Annotated in this window: 13 protein-coding genes and 1 pseudogene; all 14 read right to left on the bottom strand. The window is 67.6% G+C overall.

Going from position 1 to position 14,924, the window contains the following annotated elements; genetic code table 11:
- Positions 1-89: 89 nt before the first annotated feature.
- Positions 90-2,633 carry an ATP-dependent protease ATP-binding subunit ClpC gene (clpC1, locus tag AAHH99_RS01840; protein WP_418767144.1) on the bottom strand — a complete coding sequence of 848 codons (2,544 nt, stop codon included), beginning with the start codon at positions 2,631-2,633 and terminating at the stop codon, positions 90-92.
- Positions 2,634-2,908: 275 nt separating this feature from the next.
- Positions 2,909-3,250 carry a histone-like nucleoid-structuring protein Lsr2 gene (gene lsr2 / locus AAHH99_RS01845; RefSeq protein WP_064347878.1) on the bottom strand — a complete coding sequence of 114 codons (342 nt, stop codon included), beginning with the start codon at positions 3,248-3,250 and terminating at the stop codon, positions 2,909-2,911.
- 107 nt (positions 3,251-3,357) lie between these two features.
- A complete protein-coding gene (gene lysS, locus AAHH99_RS01850) occupies positions 3,358-4,896 on the bottom strand; it encodes a lysine--tRNA ligase (RefSeq protein WP_418767145.1) in 1,539 nt (512 codons plus the stop codon).
- A 126-nt stretch (positions 4,897-5,022) separates the two neighbouring features.
- Positions 5,023-5,838 (bottom strand): type III pantothenate kinase, encoded by an 816-nt coding sequence (locus AAHH99_RS01855; protein ID WP_418767146.1) that lies wholly within the window; start codon positions 5,836-5,838, stop codon positions 5,023-5,025.
- 4 nt (positions 5,839-5,842) lie between these two features.
- Entirely contained in the window at positions 5,843-6,250 is a 408-nt protein-coding gene (panD, locus tag AAHH99_RS01860; RefSeq protein WP_418767147.1) for an aspartate 1-decarboxylase, read from the bottom strand.
- Positions 6,250-7,182: a pantoate--beta-alanine ligase gene (gene panC, locus AAHH99_RS01865; protein ID WP_418767148.1), complete on the bottom strand. Its 933-nt coding sequence runs from the start codon at positions 7,180-7,182 to the stop codon at positions 6,250-6,252. Before panC ends, panD begins: the two co-directional genes overlap by 1 nt.
- Positions 7,179-8,138, bottom strand: coding sequence for a Rossmann-like and DUF2520 domain-containing protein (locus tag AAHH99_RS01870; RefSeq protein ID WP_418767569.1), 960 nt, complete (start codon positions 8,136-8,138; stop codon positions 7,179-7,181). Before AAHH99_RS01870 ends, panC begins: the two co-directional genes overlap by 4 nt.
- An 89-nt stretch (positions 8,139-8,227) precedes the next feature.
- Positions 8,228-9,502, bottom strand: a complete 1,275-nt coding sequence (locus tag AAHH99_RS01875) for a DUF6779 domain-containing protein (protein ID WP_418767149.1) — start codon at positions 9,500-9,502, stop codon at positions 8,228-8,230.
- 77 nt (positions 9,503-9,579) lie between these two features.
- Positions 9,580-10,056, bottom strand: a complete 477-nt coding sequence (locus AAHH99_RS01880) for a DUF3180 domain-containing protein (protein ID WP_418767150.1) — start codon at positions 10,054-10,056, stop codon at positions 9,580-9,582.
- Complete coding sequence (gene folK / locus AAHH99_RS01885; RefSeq protein ID WP_418767151.1) at positions 10,056-10,568, bottom strand: 2-amino-4-hydroxy-6-hydroxymethyldihydropteridine diphosphokinase; 513 nt, start codon at positions 10,566-10,568, stop codon at positions 10,056-10,058. Before folK ends, AAHH99_RS01880 begins: the two co-directional genes overlap by 1 nt.
- Positions 10,565-10,924, bottom strand: coding sequence for a dihydroneopterin aldolase (folB, locus tag AAHH99_RS01890; protein ID WP_418767570.1), 360 nt, complete (start codon positions 10,922-10,924; stop codon positions 10,565-10,567). The genes folK and folB overlap by 4 nt, the downstream gene beginning before the upstream one ends.
- Positions 10,916-11,732 (bottom strand): annotated as a pseudogene (gene folP, locus AAHH99_RS01895) (dihydropteroate synthase); the annotation flags it as partial. The gene folB and the pseudogene folP, both read right to left, overlap by 9 nt.
- A 20-nt stretch (positions 11,733-11,752) precedes the next feature.
- Positions 11,753-12,361: a GTP cyclohydrolase I FolE gene (gene folE / locus AAHH99_RS01900; protein ID WP_418767152.1), complete on the bottom strand. Its 609-nt coding sequence runs from the start codon at positions 12,359-12,361 to the stop codon at positions 11,753-11,755.
- Positions 12,362-12,389: 28 nt separating this feature from the next.
- Positions 12,390-14,696 carry an ATP-dependent zinc metalloprotease FtsH gene (ftsH, locus tag AAHH99_RS01905; RefSeq protein ID WP_418767153.1) on the bottom strand — a complete coding sequence of 769 codons (2,307 nt, stop codon included), beginning with the start codon at positions 14,694-14,696 and terminating at the stop codon, positions 12,390-12,392.
- Between the last annotated feature and the right edge of the window lie 228 nt (positions 14,697-14,924).

Genomic DNA, 14,924 nt, shown 5'->3' on the forward strand with positions numbered 1-14,924 from the left:
TCCTAACCACTCGGTCCAGCGGTAGCGGGATCGGACGGAGAACGGGCGGCACCCGTGTGGGTACCGCCCGTTCTCTCTGTGTGATGCCGCTATTCGGCTGGGCCCCCAGCGCCTGCCGCACCGGCCTGGGCCAGGTCCGGCTCGGCCACCGGAGCCGGGCGCTTGGTGCCCTTGAACGTGAACACCGCGTCCTCTCCGGCGCTTTCGCCGTCCCAGTTGTCGACGTCGACCGTGATGAGCTGGCCCGGGCCGATCTCCTCGAACAAGATCTTCTCCGACAGCTGGTCCTCGATCTCGCGCTGGATGGTGCGCCGCAGCGGCCGCGCGCCGAGCACGGGATCGAACCCGCGCTTGGCCAGCAACTCCTTGGCCCGGTCCGTCAGCTCCATCGTCATGTCCTTGGCCTTCAGCTGGTTGGACACGCGGCCGATCATCAGGTCGACCATCTTGATGATCTCGTCGCGGGTCAGCTGGTGGAACACGATGATGTCGTCGATACGGTTGAGGAACTCCGGGCGGAAGTGCTTCTTCAGCTCGTCGTTGACCTTCTGCTTCATCCGCTCGTAGTTGTTGTCTCCGCCACCCTGGGAGAAGCCCAGCCCGACCGCCTTGGAGATGTCGGACGTGCCCAGGTTCGACGTGAAGATCAGCACGGTGTTCTTGAAGTCGACCGTGCGACCCTGGCCGTCGGTCAGGCGACCGTCCTCGAGGACCTGCAGCAGGCTGTTGTAGATCTCCTGGTGCGCCTTCTCGATCTCGTCGAACAGGACGACGCTGAACGGCTTGCGCCGCACCTTCTCGGTGAGCTGGCCGCCCTCCTCGTAGCCGACGTAGCCCGGAGGCGCGCCGAACAGCCGCGAGGCGGTGAACCGGTCGTGGAACTCGCCCATGTCGATCTGGATGAGCGCGTCATCGTCGCCGAACAGGAAGTTGGCCAGCGCCTTGGACAGCTCGGTCTTACCGACACCGGACGGGCCGGCGAAGATGAACGAGCCGGACGGTCGCTTCGGGTCCTTCAGGCCTGCACGGGTACGCCGGATCGCCTTGCTGACCGCCTTGACGGCGTCCTCCTGACCGATGATCCGCTTGTGCAGCTCCTCCTCCATGCGCAGCAGCCGAGTGGTCTCCTCCTCGGTCAGCTTGAACACGGGGATGCCGGTCCAGTTGCCGAGCACCTCGGCGATCTGCTCGTCATCGACCTCGGCCACAACGTCGAGATCACCTGAGCGCCACTGCTTCTCGCGTTCGGCACGCTGTGCGACGAGCTGCTTCTCCTTATCGCGCAGGCTGGCCGCCTTCTCGAAGTCCTGCGCGTCGATCGCGGACTCCTTCTCCCGGCGTGCGTCGGCGATCTTCTCGTCGAACTCACGCAGGTCTGGCGGAGCGGTCATACGCCGGATCCGCATCCGGGCACCGGCCTCGTCGATCAGGTCGATCGCCTTGTCCGGCAGGAACCGGTCGTTGATGTAGCGGTCGGCCAGAGTAGCCGCCGCGGCGATGGCGCCGTCGGTGATCGAGACGCGGTGGTGCGCCTCGTAGCGGTCGCGCAGACCCTTGAGGATCTCGATGGTGTGCGCGACGGTCGGCTCACCGACCTGCACCGGCTGGAAGCGGCGCTCCAGCGCGGCGTCCTTCTCGATGTACTTGCGGTACTCGTCGAGCGTGGTGGCGCCGATCGTCTGCAGCTCGCCGCGGGCCAGCTTCGGCTTCAGGATCGAAGCGGCGTCGATGGCGCCCTCGGCCGCACCCGCACCCACGAGCGTGTGCAGCTCGTCGATGAACAGGATGATGTCGCCGCGGGTGTTGATCTCCTTGAGGACCTTCTTCAGGCGTTCCTCGAAGTCACCGCGGTACCGGCTGCCCGCCACCAGGGACCCAAGGTCCAGCGTGTAAAGCTGCTTGTCCTTCAGCGTCTCGGGCACGTCGCCGTGCACGATGGCCTGCGCCAGGCCCTCGACGACGGCCGTCTTACCGACGCCCGGCTCGCCGATCAGCACCGGGTTGTTCTTGGTGCGACGGCTCAGCACCTGCATCACCCGCTCGATTTCCTTCTCGCGGCCGATGACCGGGTCGAGCTTGCCCTCCATCGCGGCCGCGGTCAGGTTGCGGCCGAACTGGTCGAGGACCAGCGAGGTGGACGGATTACCCGCCTCGCCGCCGCGGCCGCCGGTGCCGGCTTCCGCGGTCTCCTTGCCCTGGTAGCCCGAAAGAAGCTGGATGACCTGCTGACGCACGCGGGTGAGCTCGGCGCCCAGCTTCACGAGCACCTGGGCCGCAACGCCCTCGCCCTCACGGATGAGGCCGAGCAGGATGTGCTCGGTGCCGATGTAGTTGTGGCCGAGTTGCAGCGCCTCGCGCAGGCTCAGCTCCAGCACCTTCTTGGCGCGCGGGGTGAACGGGATATGGCCAGACGGCGCCTGTTGGCCCTGGCCGATGATCTCCTCGACCTGGCTGCGCACGCCCTCGAGCGAGATGCCCAGCGACTCCAGCGACTTGGCCGCTACGCCCTCACCCTCGTGAATAAGTCCCAACAGGATGTGCTCGGTGCCGATGTAGTTGTGGTTGAGCATCCGGGCCTCTTCTTGAGCCAGGACGACGACCCTGCGGGCACGGTCGGTGAATCTCTCAAACATCGGTGGTTACCTGCTCTCCATCAATTGGTCGGTGCCACGCGCGCCCAGCGGTCTCGAGTACGCACCACACCACCGTCCACTCTAGTGGGCGGTAGGGCGGCGCGTCCCGCCCGCCGGTCTGCTCTAAGCGGACACCCGGGGCATCGACGCGCACGGGACCGAATACCCGCCGCTATGGGAGAGCAACGCATCGGTGGGCCGATTCGTTTCCCAATCGAGGTCCCGACGGCTTCGCGGCTAGCGAACAACCGCCACGGCGCGCGTCTGGAGCGCCGCTACGTGGCGGCGTGGAAGGCGTCGATCACATCGGCGGGAATGCGCCCACGTGTCGAGACATTGTGTCCATTACGGCGAGCCCACTCGCGGATCGCCGCGCTTTGCTCACGATCGATCGCCGCCCGCCCGCGGCCAGAACCGGCGGCACGGCCGCGCCGACGGCCACCGACCCGACGACCCGAATCGACCCACGGCTTCAGCGCGTCGCGCAGCTTTGCGGCATTCTTCGAAGAAAGGTCGATCTCATAGGTGACTCCGTCGAGGCCGAATTCAACAGTCTCGTCGGCCGCACCTTCTCCGTCGAAATCATCGACCAAGGTGACGGTAACTTTCTTCGCCATTAAACATGCCCTTCTGCGCGATCACAGGACCGCAGTAAAGTATCGAACCCGGCACCAATGTGCCATATCTGTGTGCGCTATACAACAAAGATCATACGCCGCCGCGCTCAGTTGCCATGGCGCCGAACAATCGGGAACAAAACCGTCTCTCTAATCGACAGTCCCGTCAGGGCCATCATCAATCTGTCGATACCCATTCCGGTTCCCGTGGACGGCGGCATGGCGTACTCCAGGGCTGCCAGAAAATCCTCGTCGAGGACCATCGCCTCGTCATCACCTGCGGCCGCCGCCCTCGCCTGGGCTTCGAACCTTTCGCGTTGGATTACGGGATCGATCAACTCCGAATAGCCGGTTGCCAGTTCAAAACGTCGGATATAGAGATCCCATTTCTCGGTGAGACCCTCAATACTGCGGTGCGGCCGCGTCAGGGGGGTCGTCTCGACGGGGAAATCACGGACGAACGTGGGTGCCCACAAGGTGTTCCCGACGGTGTGCTCCCACAGTTCCTCGACCAATTTCCCGTGACCGTAACCGCGGTCGCGAGGGATCTCGACTCCGAGACGATCGGCGATCGCCCATAACTTCTCGGCCGGTGTTTCCGGTGTGATCTCTTCGCCCAGGGCTTCAGACAGTGACGGATACATTTCGACGGACTGCCATTCGCCATCAAGATCATAGACAGTGCCATCGGGCAATGGCACCTCGCGTGTTCCTATCGCCTCGTCTGCGACTTCTTGAATAATCTCCCGGGTCACGACGGCGGAATCGTCGTAGGTGCCGTAAGCCTGATATGTCTCGAGCATCGCGAATTCCGGAGAATGCGTGGAATCGGCACCTTCGTTTCTGAACACCCGATTCAACTCGAAGACACGCTCGAATCCACCGACCAGTGCTCGCTTGAGAAACAGTTCCGGCGCGATACGAAGATATAGGTCGGCATCGAGCGCATTGGAGTGCGTCACGAACGGTCGCGCCGCAGCGCCGCCCGCGAGTGTCTGCAGCATCGGGGTTTCGACTTCAAGGAATCCGCGCCGTTCCAGCGCAGACCGCACCGCGCGGACCACCGCAACCCGCTGGCGAGCGACGGTCCTGGCCTCGGGGCGCACGATCAGATCGACGTAGCGCTGCCGCACGCGCGCCTCTTCGCTCATCTCCTTGTGCGCCACCGGCAGCGGCCGAAGCGCCTTCGAAGCCATTTGCCACGAGTCGGCCAGCACCGAGAGTTCGCCGCGCCGGGAGCTGATCACCTCACCGCGTACGAAGACGATGTCGCCGAGATCTACGTCGGCCTTCCACGCGTCCAGCGATTCCTGTCCGACCTTGTTGAGGCTGATCATCGCCTGCAGCTGCGTGCCGTCCCCCTCCTGAAGCGTGGCAAAGCACAGCTTTCCGGAGTTACGGGCGAACATCACCCGTCCGGCCACGCCCACGATCTGCCCCGTCTCGTCGCCGGCGGCCAGATCGGGATAGGACGCGCGGATCTCGGCCAGCGAATGGGTGCGCGCGATCTCCACCGGATACGGCTCGCACCCGTCGGCGAGCAGCCGCTCACGCTTGGCCTGACGGATCCGGTACTGCTCCGGAACGTCGGGCTCGGATGTGGCGTCCGCGGCCGGTGTGGTGCGGGACGGATCGGGTTCGGTCACGTCGTGCCAGCCTAAATGAACGGGCGCCGACGAGGAATTTCGGTGCGTCGACGCTCCCCTGGCAACCTGCGATGTCCCGAAACACCACAGCTCCCCTGGCAACCAGTTGGGCACCGAAATCATTTTTCAGCGGGCCTGTTTGAGGCGGCCGCGCTGGTTGTCGCGGTTGCGCTCGAACACCAGCCGCAAGCCGTCGAGGGTGAGGTGCTCGTCGTAATGCTGAACCGTGCGCATATCCGGCAGCAGAAGCGGCGCGGTGTGCCCGGTGGCGACCACGGCGATGTCGGTGCCCCCGAAGCCGTCGACGTCGTCGCGGATGCGCTGCACCAGGCCGTCGACCAGGCCGGCGAACCCGAACACCGCACCGGCCTGCATGCACTCGACGGTGTTCTTACCGATGACCGAACGCGGCCGGGTCAGCTCGACGCGACGCAACGCCGCGGATCGCGCCGCGGCCGCGTCAGACGACACCTCGACACCGGGAGCGATCGCGCCGCCGAGGAACTCGCCCTTCGCCGAGACCACGTCGACGCAGATCGACGAGCCGAAGTCGACGACGATGGCCGCGGTGCCGTACTTGTGGTAGGCCGCCAGGCAGTTCACGATGCGGTCGGCGCCGACTTCCTTCGGGTTGTCCACCAGCAGCGGGATCCCCGTGCGGACACCGGGCTCGATCAACACATGCGGCACCGACGGCCAGTACTGGCGCAACATCTCGCGCAGTTCGTGCATCACCGACGGGACGGTCGACAGCCCGGCCGCCCCGGTCAGGCGTTCGGAGTCGTCGCCGATCAGCCCGTCGATGGTCAGCGCCAGTTCATCGGCGGTGACTTCCGATTCGGTGCGAATCCGCCACTGCTGCACGACCTGCGCGTGCTCTCCGGAACCCGACACCAAGCCCACGACGGTGTGGGTGTTACGGACGTCGATGGCTAGTAACACGGTCTCACCGCGGCGACATCAACTCGGCCGCGTCGGCCGGTACGAAAGCCGGATCGTGACCGAGGTCGACCTGCTTGTTGTCGGCGTCGACGAACACGATCCGCGGTTGGTACGCCCTGGCTTCGGCATCCTCCATGGTGCCGTAGGCGATCAGGATCACCAGATCGCCGGGATGCACGAGATGCGCTGCCGCACCGTTGATCCCGATCACGCCAGTACCACGCTCACCGGTGATGGCATACGTCACCAGCCGGGCGCCGTTGTCGATGTCGACGATCGTCACCTGCTCACCCTCGAGCAGGTCGGCGGCCTCCATGAGGTCGGCGTCGATGGTCACCGACCCGACGTAGTGCAGGTCGGCCTTCGTGACCGTCGCGCGGTGGATCTTCGATTTCAGCATTGTCCGTAACATCAGTTCCTCCAAGGAAGTTCGTGCTCGTCAAACGCGACGTCCGGGCCAGGCCCCGACGGCACCCCGATATCTATGGCGATGTTGTCCAGCAGCCTGGTGGGCCCCAGTCGGCCGGCCACCAACATGCGCGCCGCCCCGACCTCCGGTGCGGGCCCGAGCATCGGGTCGCGCACGTCGAGATAATCGACCTCGATGGCCGGCACCGAGTCGAGCACCGCGCGTGCGGCGTCCAACGCTGCCGCGGTCCCCTCCCCCGCGGCGTACATTCCGGCCAGCAGCGCGGCCGACAGCGCGCCCGCGTGTTCGCGCTGCTCGGAGTCCAGATACCGATTGCGCGACGACATCGCCAGCCCGTCGGCCTCCCGCACGATCGGCACACCCACGATCCGGGTGTCGACGTTGAGGTCGTCGACCATCTGCCGGATCAGCGCCAACTGCTGGTAGTCCTTCTCCCCGAAGAACGCGTGGTCGGGACGGACGATGTTGAGCAGCTTGAGCACCACCGTCAGTACACCCGCGAAATGCGTTGGCCGAGAAGCGCCTTCGAGGTCGGAACCGAGCGGACCGGGGAGCACCGACGTGCGGGTGCCGTCGGGGTACATGTCGGTGACCGTCGGGGTGAACGCGATCTCGACCCCTTCCTCACGCAGGGCGGCGAGGTCGTCGTCGAGCGTGCGCGGATACGCATCGAGGTCCTCACCGGCCCCGAACTGCAGCGGGTTGACGAAGATCGACACCACCACGACGGCACCCTGGACACGCTTGGCGGAGCGGATGAGTATGCGGTGACCCTCGTGCAGAGCGCCCATCGTCGGGACCAGCATCACTCGGCGACCGGTGGCACGCAGCGCCCTGCTGACCGCCGCGACGTCACCGGGCTTCGAGTAGACGTTCAGCTCGCCCGCCGTGAACTGCGGCTTGCGGACGGTCATCGGCCCGTCTCCGTCCGACGCGAGCTCCCGCCGCGGTCCGAATCGGCGGTGAGCACGGCGACCACCTCGTCTGGGGCGTGCGCGCGCTGGGCGGTGCGCAGTGAGTTCGCCCGATATGCCTGCGCCAATTCGGGATTCACCTCCGTCAGGGCTTCCAGATGACGCGCCACAGCGGCGGCGTCCCCGCGTGCTACCGGGCCGGTCAATGCCGCCTGCCCGCGTTGGAGCGCGTTCTCCAAGGACGCGCGCGCCAGCGGGCCGACGACCCGCTCGGGCAGACCTCCCGGCGCATCGCCGACCAGTTCCTGGCCGAGCAGCTCCTGGCCCCACAACGCCGACCGCAACCCCTCGACCGCGTCGAGTAGCACCGTCACCAGGTGATTGCTGGCGTGCGCCAGTGCTGCGTGATAGAGCGTGCGCGCGTCCTCGCGGACCCGAAACGGCTCTCCGCCGATCTCGAGCACCAGCGATTGGGCGACCGCGTATCCGACCTCGTCGGCGGCCGTCACCCCGAAGCAGGTGTCGGCCAAGCGGTCGATGTCCTCGTCGGTGCCGGTGAAGGTCATCGCCGGATGGATCGCCAACGGGATGCAGCCCTGCGACGTCAGCGGTGCCAGCACGGCGATTCCGTTCGCACCGGAGGTGTGCGCGACGATCGTGCCCGGCCGCACCGACCCGGTCGCGGCCAGACCGGAGACCAACTTCGCGAGCTCGGCGTCGGGCACCGCGAGGATCAGCAGTTCGGAACGGCTAGCCACCTCGTCGACCGGAAGCACCGCGGTGTCGGGCAGCCGGCGCTGGGCGCGGTCGCGCGACGCACGCGAGACCCCGCTGCACGCCACCACGACGTGCTCGGCGCGCTCGAGGGCGACACCCAGCGCGGAACCGACGCGACCTGCCGAAACGATGCCGACAGTGAGCCGCGCCGGGCGGAATCCGCCAGGTGGGGTCCCCATGGCGACCATGAAGTCGACCTCGCTGCGAGTTGATGTGTGTACGTTCCAGTCCCGCGGTGCGGGTACCGGACGGTCGCTACGAGATTAACTCACTCCTCGCGGCGTCTGCGACGCCCGCCCGGTGTGGGGCTCGCCTGCAGCCGGGCCAACAGCTCGGCGACGGACTGTCCGGCGGTGTCGGGGTCGTCGGCGCTGCGGTGCCGCCGACCTGTGGGAGCCGGTGATTCCGGCGAGGGCTCCGGCGGTTCTGGGGGCAGGGTCTGCTGCGCAGGGCGCCCCGGATCGCCGCTGGCCGACGGCGCCGAATGTCTGCCACGTGGCGGTTCGGGCGACGGTGTCGAGAGGTCGGGCTCGGCGACCGGGCCGGCCACATCGTCCTCGGGTTCTGGGGCCCGGCGCCTGCCGACGTACTCGGTCGTCGATCCGTTACCGCGCGACACCCAGTTGCTGCCCGGGGCGCCCGGCGGAATCCAGCGCCCGTCGGCGGGTGCGGGCTGCCACTCGCTCGTCGGCGCCGGCTCGGGAGCGGGGGCCGGCGGCGGTGGCGGTGCAACGGGTTCGGCCCGCGGCGGCGGTGGCGGTGGCGCGACAGGCTCGGCTGCCGGCGATGGCGGGGGCGGGGGTGGTGGGGGCGGCTGGGGTGGTGGCGGTGACCACGAGCTCGGCTCCTCCGCCGGCTGGCGACCCCATTCGGCGTCGGCGGCCCTACGATGCGCCCCACCGCGCTCGGCAGTGGGCTGCCAATCAAATTCCGGCGGCTGGGGTTCGGCGGGCACATCGATGATCGGGCTTTCCTCGGTCCGCTCTTCGATGTCGGGCCGGTATTCGTCGATGCGGCTGCTGCTGACGCGTCCCGTGGTCTCCGAATCCCGCGCCCAGTCGCTGTAGGCACGCACCGTCGTGCGCTCGGGCTCGATGGCGGGCCGGTGCGACAGGTCCGCATCGAAGAGGATCTCCAGGTTCGCGCGCAGCGCGGACAGTTCCGCCCGCAAGGTCGCCATCTCGTCGGCGGCCTGGGCGCGCACCTCGGCTTCCAGTTCGCGACGCAGTTGCGTCTCCAACGACAGCTCGTATTCGCGCCGCGCCGAGATCTCACGGTCCAGTTGCAGGTCGTAGACGAGCTTGAGGTCGCGCACCTTGGCCTGGTCGACATCGCTCTGCCGTCGGTAGATGACCGAGACGAACGCAGCGACCACCGCCGCCCACAACGCCAGGATGACCGCCAGCTTGAGCAGCTCCACCCGATCGGTGAACACCAGGGCGGAGCTGGCCGCGATCGCCAGTACCAGCAACGCGGTCAACAGCATCCAACCCGGCCTGCGGCCGGCACGCCGATAGCGTGCGCTGCGGGTCGGATCGGTCATGGGGGCGACTGTACCTGTCACAGGTCACTCCGCGTGTCGCCTCGTCGGCGATTCGTTCCCGCGTCGGCCGAACTTCGTTAATCCGTTGCCCCATCGGGGTTCTCCGGCGGCTCGCCCGGAGACTTGCAGCAATGCTGCAACCACAGCGCAGCAACCACCAGAGCCAGTGCACACCCGGCGGCCACCGCGGCGCCCGCGGTGTCCTCGGCGGCGACGCGCAGAGTGGAGCGACGCGGCAGCAGGTAGACCAGGACGGCCGCCCACCAACCGAACACCAGCGCGCCAACCCACGCCGAGGCCTTGGCGATCACCACGGACCTCGCCACCGCGAGGGGGTACAGCCGGCCGGATCCCACGCCGATCTCGCCCTCGTTGATCCTGGCCCGCACGTGGAACGCCCAGCCCGCTTCGGCGATCGCGACGGCCAGCAGCGAGACACCCGTCCACAGGGTTATCGGCGGGAACCACCGGTACGACGCCAGCACGAGCAAATAGCCCACGACCGCGGTGAGCACCGCAGCGCCCGCGAGATCGCGCTTGCGCGTCGGTCCCATCAGCGCAACACCAACTCGGTGCGGTGGACGCCGTCGCGTTCGGCCGGTTCCAGTGCCGCGAGCAGTTCGTCGACCTGGCGCGGCTCGCCTGCGACCATCAGCAACGCGTCCGGTTCCACCGCCAGCCACGGCACGAGCACGAACGCGCGTTCGTGGGCACGCGGATGCGGCAGCGTCAGTTCGGTGTCTTGCGAGATCAGCTCCCGTCCCCCGGTTCGGCAGGTGACGATGTCGACGTCGAGTGTGCGCGGGCCCCATCGTTGTTCGCGCACCCGCTCGGCGGCTCGTTCGAAGTCGTGCGCGCGCCGCAGCCAACCGTGGCCGTCGAGCCCCGGATCGTCGGCGATGAGGACGGCATTGAGGAACGGCCCCTGCTCGACACCGCCCCACGGCGCGGTCTCGTACACCGGCGACGCCGCGCGCAGCGCACCGCCGAGCCCGTCGGCAACCGACCGAAGCATCGCCAGCCGGTCGCCGAGATTCGACCCGATCGACAGAACCGCGGTGGTCAAGGGCCACCCCGACCGCGCCGCGATCGACGGGCCACGACCGCGACGTCGGAGAACGTCAGCGGGATCGGTGCGGCGGGCTTGTGCAGGACCACCTCGACGGCGTGCACGCGCTCGTCGTCCATGACGCCGTCGGCGATCTCTGCCGCCACCGTCTCGATCAGGTCCCGCGGTGGTCCGGCGATGATGTCGGCCGCCCGTTGCGCCAACGCCCCGTAGTCCAGGGTGTCGGCGAGGGCGTCACTGGCCGCCGCGGCGGCGAGGTCGATCCAGACCGTGATGTCGACGATGAAGTCCTGGCCGTCGCGACGCTCGTGCTCGTAGACGCCGTGACGGCCGCGAACTCGTAAGCCCCGCAACTCGATTCGGTCAGCCATGCGACCACGCCTCCAACACCTTGACCGCGTCGACCGAGGCGCGCACATCGTGCACGCGCACGCCCCAGGCGCCGTGCAGACCCGCCAGCGCCGAGATCACCGCGGTCGCGGTCTCCCGGCCGTCCGGCGGTCGCGGTTGTCCCTCGGAGTCCGCGAGCAGCGTTCCGAGGAAGCGTTTCCGCGACGCACCGACCAACACCGGAATGCCGGTGGCGACGAATTCGGGCAGCGCACGCAACAGTGTCCAGTTGTGGTCTCCTGTCTTGGCGAAGCCCAGCCCCGGATCGATGATGAGGTTGGCCGCGTCGACGCCGGCGGCCACCGCGGCGTCCACACTGGCGAGCAGTTCGGTCCGGACCTCGTCGACCACGTTCCGATACGCAGGCACCGCGTGCGGCCGGTCCGCGCCCACCGATCGCCAATGCATCAGCACCCACGGCACTTTCGCGTCGGCGAGCAACGGTGCCATGTCCGGGTCCGCGCGCCCGCCGGAGACATCGTTGACGATCTGGGCGCCGTTCTCGAGCGCGGCGCGCGCGACGTCGGCGCGCATGGTGTCGATGCTGACGGTGACGCCGTGGGCGGCGAGCTCCCTGATGACCGGGCACACCCGCGATTTCTCGACGTCGGGGTCGATGCGCGTCGCCCCGGGGCGAGTGGACTCACCACCCACGTCGACGATCGCCGCGCCTTCGGCGACCAGCTCGAGTCCGTGCTCGACGGCACGGTCACGATCGAGGAACAGCCCTCCGTCGGAGAAGGAGTCGTCGGTGACGTTCACGACCCCCATGACTCGCACCCGTGTCGAGTTCACTTGCGCAATATCAGGTCCAGCGCCTCGGCCCTCGATGCCGCGTCGACCTTGAACTGCCCGCGCACGGCCGAGGTGGTCGTCACCGCGCCCGGCTTGCGCACCCCGCGCATCGCCATGCACAGGTGCTCGGCCTCGACCACGACGATCACACCCCGCGGATCGAGTTTGCGCATCATCGCGTCCGCGATCTGACCGGTGAGCCGTTCCTGCACCTGCGGTCGCTTGGCGTAGAGATCGACCAGCCGGGCGATCTTGGACAACCCGGTGACGCGGCCGTCCTCGCCGGGGATGTAGCCGACGTGCGCTACGCCGTGGAACGACACCAGGTGGTGTTCGCACGTCGAGTACATCGGGATCTGCTTGACCAACACCAGCTCGTCGTGCTGCTCGTCGAACGTGGTGTCCAGCACCGAATCCGGATCGATGTAGAGGCCGGCGAACAGTTCCTTGTACGCCCGCGCGACCCGCGCAGGCGTGGACTCCAGGCCGTGGCGACTCGGGTCCTCGCCCACCGCGAGCAGCAGTTCGCGAACCGCCGCCTCAGCGCGCGGCTGGTCGAAATTCGCGGGGCTGAAGGTGACAGAGTTGTGCTGCGACTGCGCCAATGGAGCCTCCTGTGAGCCGGTCGGTCTGTCAGCCGTTACGCCGGCTGTTGTCCTGACCCTTGTCCTCGTGCGGTTGGGGTGGCGCACCCTGTTGCTGCGGTGGCCCCTGCTGCGGATACGGCTGATACGGCGGATAAGGCTGCTGCTGTTGCCATCCCTGGTGCGGCGATGGATACCAATAGCCGTGCGGCTGCTGGGCCGGGGGCTGTTGCTGCTGCTGTGGCGGCGGCGGCCAGCCCGGTGCGTGCCACCCCGCGGGGGCGCCGTAGTCCGGCTGCGTCGGACCGGAGGAACCGTTGCCGCTGCCGTTGGCGCCGTTGGGCCCGCCCTCGGCCACCTTGGTGGCCTCGGCGGCCTTGGTGGCTGCGGCGATCGCGGCCTTGAAAGCGGGTTCGGGCACCGGTTTTGGCCATTCCTCGCCGCGTTCGATCGCGAGCTCGCCGGGGGTCTTGATCGGCGGCTTGTCGGACGGCACCCGCCCGCCGAAGTCGTCGAACATGGTCAGCCGAGGACGCTTCTTCACGTCGCCGAAGATCTCCTCGAGCTCACGACGGTGCAGTGTCTCCTTCTCCAGCAGCTCACCGGCGAGGGTGTCGAGTACGTCGCGGTACTCGGTCAGGATCTCCCAGGCCTCGGTGTGCGCGGCCTCGATGAGCTTGCGGATCTCGTCGTCGATGATCTGCGCGACCTCGTGGCTGTAATCGGCCTGGGTGCCCATGGTGCGGCCAAGGAACGGATCGCCGTGCTCGGTGCCGTATCGCACCGCGCCGAGCTTGGAGCTCATGCCGTACTCGGTGACCATCGCGCGGGCGATCTTGGTGGCCTGCTCGATGTCGGACACCGCGCCGGTGGTCGGCTCCCGGAACACCAGTTCCTCGGCCGCGCGCCCGCCCATCGCGAACACCAGCCGCGCGATCATCTCCGAGCGGGTCATCAGGCCCTTGTCGTCCTCGGGGACCGCCATCGCGTGGCCGCCGGTTCGACCGCGGGCCAGGATCGTCACCTTGTAGATCGGATCGATGTCCGGCATCGCCCACGCGGCGAGCGTGTGGCCACCCTCGTGGTAGGCGGTGATCTTCTTCTCCTGCTCGCTGATGATGCGGCTCTTGCGGCGGGGCCCACCGACGACGCGGTCGACGGCCTCCTCCAGCGCCGGGCCGGTGATCACCGTGCCGTTCTCGCGGGCGGTCAGCAGCGCGGCCTCGTTGATGACGTTGGCAAGGTCGGCACCGGACATGCCGACGGTGCGCTTGGCCAGCCCGTCGAGGTCGGCGTCGGGGGCGATCGGCTTACCCGCGGAGTGCACCTTCAGCACGGCGCGGCGGCCGGCAAGGTCGGGGTTGGAGACCGGGATCTGGCGGTCGAAGCGGCCGGGCCGCAGCAGGGCCGGGTCGAGGATGTCGGGCCGGTTCGTGGCCGCGATCAGGATGACGCCCTGACGGTCGCCGAAGCCGTCCATCTCGACCAGCAGCTGGTTAAGTGTCTGCTCGCGTTCGTCGTGGCCGCCGCCCAGGCCGGCGCCGCGCTGACGGCCGACGGCGTCGATCTCGTCGACGAAAATGATGCAGGGGCTGTTCTGCTTGGCCTGCTCGAACAGGTCGCGCACGCGGGAGGCGCCGACGCCGACGAACATCTCGACGAAGTCCGAGCCCGAGATCGTGAAGAACGGCACCCCGGCCTCGCCGGCCACGGCGCGCGCCAGCAGCGTCTTACCGGTGCCGGGCGGGCCGAACAGCAACACGCCCTTGGGGATCTTGGCGCCCAGCGCCTGATACCGCGACGGGTTCTGCAGGAAGTCCTTGATCTCGTAGAGCTCTTCGACGGCCTCGTCGACGCCGGCGACGTCGGCGAAGGTGGTGCTCGGCATGTCCTTGTTGAGCATCTTGGCTTTGGACTTGCCGAACCCGAAGCCCATCCGGCCCCCGGTCTGCATGCGGGAGAACATCACGAATAGGCCGACCAGCAGCAACAGCGGGAGTAAGTAGATCAGCAGCGAGCCGAGCATGCTGCCCTGGTTGACCACCGTGTTGGTCTTGACGTTCTTGTCCTGAAGCGCCTCGAACAGCGTGACCCCGTACCCCGTCGGGTACTTGGTGAGGATCTTGTCGCTGTTCTCGGTGTCGCCGTTGCCGCTCTTGAGTTCGAGCCGTAACTGCTGTTCACGGTCGTCGATCTGCGCGCTCTTGACGTTGTCGCCGTTGATCTGGGCGACCGCCACCGACGTGTCGATGGGCTTGTAACCCCGCGTGTCGTCGCTGAAGTAGTAGAAGGACCACCCCAGCAACAGCACGACCGCTATCACGCTCAGCGTGCGGATGACATTTTTCCGATTCATCAACTATCCGTCGTCGTCCGGCCGCGTGGCGGGCCGTTGTCCCCGGCCGTCAGCGACCACCTCTACATCCCAATACCTTCGATTGCCTTCGAAACCCCTCCAACAAGTACGCGGTTGGAATAGTTCAGGCTACCGCTAGACCAACGAACCAAGGTTCCCGACGGTTCTCCCTACGTCGCGGCGAACGTGGGTTACCCGCACGCTGCCGGCCGCGGCGGCGTGCTTTAG

The organism is Mycobacterium neumannii (genome assembly GCF_048452905.1).
Taxonomy (GTDB): domain Bacteria; phylum Actinomycetota; class Actinomycetes; order Mycobacteriales; family Mycobacteriaceae; genus Mycobacterium; species Mycobacterium neumannii_B.